Source organism: Vreelandella indica, assembly GCF_037070225.1.
Lineage (GTDB): Bacteria > Pseudomonadota > Gammaproteobacteria > Pseudomonadales > Halomonadaceae > Vreelandella > Vreelandella arctica.
Window position 1 is genome coordinate 83,102 of sequence record NZ_JBANSO010000020.1, and the last position, 6,461, is coordinate 89,562.

General features: G+C 50.3%; 8 protein-coding genes. 6 read left to right on the top strand and 2 right to left on the bottom strand.

The genetic code is table 11. The annotated features are described in order from the left end of the window. Positions 1–118: 118 nt before the first annotated feature. On the top strand, positions 119–640 hold the full coding sequence (locus V8L71_RS14475; protein WP_336274552.1) for a zinc ribbon-containing protein: 522 nt from the start codon (positions 119–121) through the stop codon (positions 638–640). Positions 641–649: 9 nt separating this feature from the next. Here the strand turns inward: V8L71_RS14475 and V8L71_RS14480 are convergent, their stop codons facing one another. Then, positions 650–1,963 carry a hypothetical protein gene (locus tag V8L71_RS14480; protein WP_336274553.1) on the bottom strand — a complete coding sequence of 438 codons (1,314 nt, stop codon included), beginning with the start codon at positions 1,961–1,963 and terminating at the stop codon, positions 650–652. A gap of 398 nt (positions 1,964–2,361) precedes the next feature. Then, complete coding sequence (locus V8L71_RS14485) at positions 2,362–3,327, bottom strand: integron integrase (protein ID WP_290673205.1); 966 nt, start codon at positions 3,325–3,327, stop codon at positions 2,362–2,364. Between the two features lie 227 nt (positions 3,328–3,554). Here V8L71_RS14485 and V8L71_RS14490 point away from each other — a divergent pair, with 227 nt between their 5' ends. The 5 genes from V8L71_RS14490 to V8L71_RS14510 all read left to right on the top strand — a co-directional run bounded on the left by V8L71_RS14490 (position 3,555) and on the right by V8L71_RS14510 (position 6,253). Continuing rightward, the gene (locus V8L71_RS14490; protein ID WP_336274554.1) at positions 3,555–3,947 is read left to right on the top strand and encodes a hypothetical protein; all 393 of its coding nucleotides are present in this window, start codon (positions 3,555–3,557) and stop codon (positions 3,945–3,947) included. Between the two features lie 153 nt (positions 3,948–4,100). Continuing rightward, positions 4,101–4,406 (top strand): hypothetical protein, encoded by a 306-nt coding sequence (locus tag V8L71_RS14495; protein ID WP_336274555.1) that lies wholly within the window; start codon positions 4,101–4,103, stop codon positions 4,404–4,406. 116 nt (positions 4,407–4,522) lie between these two features. After that, positions 4,523–5,038, top strand: a complete 516-nt coding sequence (locus V8L71_RS14500) for a hypothetical protein (RefSeq protein ID WP_336274556.1) — start codon at positions 4,523–4,525, stop codon at positions 5,036–5,038. Positions 5,039–5,179: 141 nt separating this feature from the next. After that, positions 5,180–5,701, top strand: a complete 522-nt coding sequence (locus tag V8L71_RS14505; RefSeq protein ID WP_336274557.1) for a hypothetical protein — start codon at positions 5,180–5,182, stop codon at positions 5,699–5,701. Positions 5,702–5,842: 141 nt separating this feature from the next. Further along, the gene (locus V8L71_RS14510) at positions 5,843–6,253 is read left to right on the top strand and encodes a leucine-rich repeat domain-containing protein (protein WP_036149633.1); all 411 of its coding nucleotides are present in this window, start codon (positions 5,843–5,845) and stop codon (positions 6,251–6,253) included. The last annotated feature ends 208 nt before the right edge of the window (positions 6,254–6,461 follow it).

Genomic DNA, 6,461 nt, shown 5'->3' on the forward strand with positions numbered 1-6,461 from the left:
AAGTGAATGTTAGATGACTACTGTCAGATAAGTGAGGTCGATTGTATCCTATGCAGGTGTATCCTTGAACGGTAAGCCGAGGATAGGATCTGCATGCGTCGACAAAAGGAGAGGTACCATGAGTGAACAACAGAATGACAATCGCCTACGCGAAGGCTACGAACGACTGTTAGAGCGGATGCAGGGCGGCGCTAACGAGTTAACCTGGGAAAACTTACAGAAGGATCTAGACGACGCGGTTGAGTTTGAATCGGAGCTGGAAGAGTACACCAAAGACGAGCTAGCGCTGCTGCGTGCCTGGGTAGAGCGCGATCTTAAAGATATGCGCTACTACATGGCGGACACCGGCAAGCAAGTCGCCAGCTGGTTGGGTATTGATCTTGAAGGTCTTTCCCGTCGCGTGGCGGAGTCGTTGCTCTCCATTGCTGACCGCAGCGTGGTAGACCGCGAGCGCTTTGAAGAGGACTTAGAAGCCGCCCGCGCCGACTACTGCGAAGGTGAAATGGCAGCACCCGGTTTAATGGCCTGTACCCATTGCGACGCCCAAGTAATGCTGCCTAACGTGGCGCGGCTGGAACCTTGCCACCAGTGCGGTCATCGCTACTTCTACCGCTTCCCCAATAAAATCGTCGAGACCTAAGCGAGCCGGTTAACCCACTATATAACTGACGCCTGCGATCGCGACCAGCGAAAGCAGGCTCATCACCGCCGCGTAGAGCAGGTTGTTTTTCATCATGCGATAACCGCTTACCCCATAACGCCCCTGTAGCGAAAGGTTGATCCCTGAAAGCGGCCCCACGCTGGTACCCACCGCCCACGAACTTAATGCCACAAAGGCAAACAAAGTCTGTTCGCCGCTCTGCAGGTTCAGTATCGACGCCAGTACGGAAACGCCAATAATTGGGTGAAGGCCCACCAGCGCGCTTAAGGTAATCGCCGCAAAGCTGATCATCGCCTGAGGCGTGCCGAAACGCGTGAACAGGGTCCAGTCGCTACCTGCCGCAGCACTAACCAGCGTCGAAAGGCCAATCGTCAAAAGCCCCGCGGCTAAAAACAGCGAAATCTCCCCGCGCATGGCGGGTAGCCGCGTAGTGGTGTGCTGACGAATGCGCCGTAGGGTAAAACGTGGCCCATCGCGGAGGTTGCTCAGCACCGCCACGCCAGGCAGCAGAAAGGTAATAATGCTGACGATGGTAAGGGAAGGGGTGAGCCAAAAGTGAAACAGCATCACCAGTGCCGCCATGCCCACCGGCATCAGTAGGCTGCGCGGCGACAACGAAAAACCATCTACTTCGGTAAGATCAAATCGGCGTCTTAGTTCCAGTGTGGTTAACAGCCCTGATAGCATCGCCATGGGAAAGCCCACCACGGCAATTTGCGCATACTGCACATCGGGTACCAACGCGATCACTACCGCCATGGAAGCAAAAAACGGTGACCACAACGCAGCACTTGAAAGCCCCCGGTTAAGCGCCAGTAGTTGCGGAGTCGTCAGCGGCCCACGCCGGGCCAGCTTATCGCCCACCATAAACACAGTAGAGAGATTTAAAATCGTGCCCAGAAAGTGCACCCCCAGCCAGGTACGTAAAATACCGCCCGCCCCAGTCACCCGTTGGCCTGTTGCACCCTTAGTGCCTTGCTTGCCAATCAGCGAGATAAAACTAACGCCCACCAGCATCGCCGCCACAAAGGCATTACCCTGCAGCATCGCAGGCCAATCCACTTCAGCGCCATACACAAACCGCGCCACCAGTAGCATCAGCGTACCCAGCGCCATCAACACACCCGCCTGAGCCCGCGAGCGGCGAGGAATATCCCGCCACAGCAACAAAACCGCCACCCACAGCAAATAGCTCACCGCATGGGCAGTGCCCAATAAGCCTGTAAAGCCAATAATTTGTGCGATCAAGCCAAGCAGAATCAGCACGCCCGCCAAGCGCTGCCGAGAAGTCGTCTCTTGCATGCCAAACCCTTAATAGTGAATTAGCAGGCTAATCGGATTTGCAAAGGAAGGCCAGCAGTAAGCTAAGAGTTAGGGGAGGGGCTTTCGTAGCGCCTAGTAACGAGCGAGGCAGCAGTGCCCTTGGTTGGCACTAATACATGCATAGCCACATTTCGTAGCGCGTGGTAACGAATTTGCGAGGAACGAGCAAATGAGGCACCCGCGGAAGCATCGCGAAGCGATGCCCGAACAAAAACCAAGTAAGTTATTCAACTTAAATACAACGCCCTTTCTCGCCTCAACACGTGACCTGAGGTGGGTTTGTGAATAAAGTATGATTAATTAGCCAAACACGGTCACAAGCGGAGCGTTTTAACGCAGCCCAGATGCACCGGGGCGGTAGCGTGCTTTGCTTTTGACTAGCCTAAAGGGCTGCGCACACCTGCAAATTCCTTACCTATTACATGCGTATAAATTTGCGTTGTCTCGATACTTTTGTGGCCTAGCAATTCTTGTACTGTGCGAATATCCGTGCCTTGGCTTAGTAATTGGGTGGCGAAACTGTGCCGTAAGGTATGGCAAGAGCCTGGACGTGGCAATGATGCAGATTTCATCGCCTGCTTCACGGCCTTTTGCACAGCCGATGAATGAATATGGTGAAGAACGACGTTCCCGGCATCATCACAGCATGGGCGGCTGGCAGGAAACAGCCATTGCCAACCTAGGGAAATACCTGCGTTTGGGTACTTACGGTCCAGAGCATGAGGTAAAGTTACTGGTACGCGACCACGTGCTAGCCGATAGGCAAGTTGCCGTTCAGCCGACTCAATTTGCGCCTCTAACGCGGGAAGACAGACAGCGGGTAGTAAAGTGGTTCGGTCTTTATCACCTTTCCCTGCCCTGACGGTGATGATATGGCGTTCGGTATCAATATCTCTTACGCGCAAACGACACGTTTCGATGAGTCTCAGTCCCGAGCCATACATAAGGGTTGCCATCAAATTCATAGGCCCAGACAATTGATTTAATACGCGCATAACCTCTTCGTGAGAAAGCACGACAGGTAATCGACGCGGGCGTTTAGCTCGTGAAAAGGTACCAATATCACCCAATGGCATATCAAGGATATGGCGATACAGAAATACTAAAGCATTAAGCGCTTGGTTTTGTGTAGCTGCAGCCACATATCGCTCTACGGCAAGGTGCTCCAGAAAAGCTTGGACTTCAGAAGAGCCCATACTGGCTGGGTGTCGCACCCCATGATAGCGAATGAAGTAACGTATCCAGTAACAGTATGTTTTTTCAGTACGTGGGCTGTAGCGCTTTACTCGCATAACAGCTTTCACACGATCCATTAGTTTCGGAGGCCTGCTTTGCATATCCATTTGGTGTCTGTCTCCTGGCAGTGGATATACATACAGTATTATTGAGCTTGGCAAAACGCGCAAGCATGCGAATTCTGCAAATGCAGCCTAATTAATATTAATTTATTTTAAAATCATGTGGTTATGCACGAAAAGGTAGGCTACATTTGCTAAGTAAACATGCTGGCGCGTTCATCCAATCATAGGACGCGCCGTCTAATACCTGTTATGTCTGAGGAGGAGAGTCCGTGACCATATCCATAGGCACGGTGATGGGCGGGCCGGAATTCCTGCCATGCGAAAGCGCACTAAAGAGCGTGTGGGGATACTTCAAGGGCAATGAAAGTCGGCCGTTCCTCAACGTTGTATTCCACTTTCCGGGGTCGCTGATTAGCCCGCCCTATACTGGCTTCCGTACTGGACGGTTTTGCTCTAAAGAGCAAGGCTTCATGATTCAGGTCGCGGTTCCCGAGGAAGTAGCACAGAGTGCGGACAAGCAAGCAGCGTCTGAGTTTTTTCTCAGCGCTATTGAGGAGGCACTTAAACTGTCGGAGTCGCGCTGGAAGAAGCGCAATATCTCGTTTCCATATGGCGCCGCCCGGGAGCAAATAAACCTTGCTCGGGAAGAGCTACTTGATTAATGACGGACATAACAAGCCAAGTCAGCAGGACTTATTTTGCTGTCGCTTCGCTCCAAAACGCAAAATAAGCCTCTGCTTGGGGCGTTATATTTCTCAGGGAGTCCCAAATTGCTCAATAGGTCAGCTTTAATCCTCCGTTACAAAGAGCCGGCAGTGCGCTGGATCAACGAAGCTGATCCGAACCCTGACGGCCCGGAAATCACGCTCGAGGATGTCAACGAGGAGCGTACCGTTTACCTCATTGATGAGGAGGTGGCCGACACTCCCGAGCAACTCAGAAAATGGATCAAGGCTAACTTTCGTCCTTTGTTCGAAAGCGAGCTGGGTGGGTGGTATGTTGATCCAGATTTATGGCCTCAGAAACTGACCCTGAAATTGTTTGACGAATGGTTCACGGTCGAGTGCCACACCATGATTTTCGACACGGTTGGCGGTCCAATCGAGGACGACGAAATATAACAAGTTGTTGTAGTTCGTTCCGGCCTGCGGCCTCCACCGGACGCCCCTGTCGGGCCGCCGCTAAACCAAGGCGTTAAATGCCACAATAACTTAAGTTGAAAATTTCGGGAGTACCCATGTACAAACTGCTCGCCACCATAATAATCCTCTTGTTCGCTCAGGCGGCTCATGCTGAATGGACATCTGTAAACAAAGTAGACGACTTTACAGACAAGCAGGTTCGTTACGCTGCATTTAGCGATGCCGACCATCGAATTCAATTGAGTCACGAAGGCAAGGCTGTATGGATGTTTATAACAAGAAAGAAAATTGGGACCTTTGAGCCGAACGGACTAATTGAAATGAGGGTAGACAAAAATGAAACGATGGTAGTCGATCCTGAGAAAAGCAAACGACTCGCAGAACTTTTGGGTAAACCAACGTTTCAATGGGAACCCGCAACTGTTGGATTCTTGCTTTGGCATGGCTCAGAGGAAGAAGGGTGTGGATATGTCGGTCAGTTACTTCAAGGCCAAGAACTCAAAGTTCGCTACCAAACCAACTCTCTAGAGCGCGACACCTTCAGTGCCAATCTGGCTGGTGCAAAGCAGTCAATAATTAACGGCTTAGGTTTAACCAAGTGCGGCCAATGAAGAAAGTGGCATCTAACCAGTCGCTGTAGTACGCGGCCGATGGCCGCCGGACGCCCTTTTCATTGCGGCTTCGCCTTCATTGCAAGGGCGCCGCTAAGCTCAGCGTTAGCATACAAAATAGCACAAGAAAGGGAAGCATAAATGTTGAAAGATAAGTTGATTGAAATTGTCAGATTATCAGTCAAAGAATATGGAGCCGAAAAAACATTAAAGCTCTTAAGTGAGGAAATTAAGAAAGAGTCTAGTATTTTTAGAACAATCAAATGTTTGGGTTGTAAAAGTGAAATAAGTATCAGTGATTCATATGGCCTTACTGCTGCATACTTGAAATGTAAATCTTGCCGAGAGAATCATATCTTTTTTATTGGTGCATGTAGAACTTCAAGAAAGTCTGGCTCACGTGGCTTCAAAAAGTTGTCAATTAGGTATTTTGACGGCCTAAAAAATCAGCAGCTTTTTGAGGTGGTTACAAGAGGATGGGGGGGTGAATCTTTCGAAATTAAATCTAAAGATAATTTCTACGTTCTAATTTCAAGACCTGCAGATGATAACAAGGTAAGGTATGATATTTCAATTTATAACGAAACTACTGGAAGGGAATACATATTGGATAATTCCACTGTGTACAATATTAAAAATCAATTTCCGGGCTTGGAAGGTTAATGCTAACAAACCGCAGCAGTCGCTCCCGTTGGTCGCTGGGACAGCCAAAGCTCCGCACCTTTTGGGCATAGCTCCGCTATTTTATGCCCCAAAGCCGCTCCACTTTGTCTGCCCTTGTGCGGGGCGTTAGACGAGATGGGTATGAAGTCAGACGACAGACTGGTTTTCCGCTTAAAGGGTCAATTTGGCTATGTAGATGGCTCTTTGTTCAGCGATGCGGACCTAGCCTCTGTGCGCGCAGACACGGTCTTTCTGAATCTGGAGAATTCAGAGGTATCCGATTGCGGAATTGCCAACTTGCCTGACATGCCTGCATTGCGTTGTATTGATCTTGATGGAACGCGGGTAACCGACATAGCGATGGAGCGCCTTGCAACATTCAAGAGTCTTGAGGAAATCTGGCTTGAAGGTACTGTAGTTTCGGATATTGGGCTCGGTTTTCTCCAGTCACTCAAGGGGCTTAAATTCATATCGGTATTGGATTGCGAACACATATCGGATGAGGCGGTATCAAGCTTGCAGGCAGCGAATCCCGGGATTGAAGTACATTGAGAGCCGGTACCGCGTCTAACCAATACAGTCACGGCGACGTCTACTACATTGCGGCTTCGCCTCCATTTCGCAGCCGCGCGTGCTGTTGGCGTTGAGCCTGTAGAAAAACTCCGCTGACGACTAAGTTTTGGTAGGATCGAGGAAACGGACGAGGAGTGGTCAGCATGCCGCGCTTCAAGGCTTATAACTACGATCAGAACGCCATGGT

What these genes read in the sequence shown, in the direction of transcription:
- V8L71_RS14475 (WP_336274552.1), top strand. Translation starts at nt 119, where the DNA reads ATGAGTGAACAACAGAATGACAATCGCCTACGCGAAGGCTACGAACGA.
- V8L71_RS14480 (WP_336274553.1), bottom strand. Translation starts at nt 1,963, where the DNA reads ATGCAAGAGACGACTTCTCGGCAGCGCTTGGCGGGCGTGCTGATTCTG.
- V8L71_RS14485 (WP_290673205.1), bottom strand. Translation starts at nt 3,327, where the DNA reads ATGGATATGCAAAGCAGGCCTCCGAAACTAATGGATCGTGTGAAAGCT.
- V8L71_RS14500 (WP_336274556.1), top strand. Translation starts at nt 4,523, where the DNA reads ATGTACAAACTGCTCGCCACCATAATAATCCTCTTGTTCGCTCAGGCG.
- V8L71_RS14505 (WP_336274557.1), top strand. Translation starts at nt 5,180, where the DNA reads ATGTTGAAAGATAAGTTGATTGAAATTGTCAGATTATCAGTCAAAGAA.
- V8L71_RS14510 (WP_036149633.1), top strand. Translation starts at nt 5,843, where the DNA reads ATGAAGTCAGACGACAGACTGGTTTTCCGCTTAAAGGGTCAATTTGGC.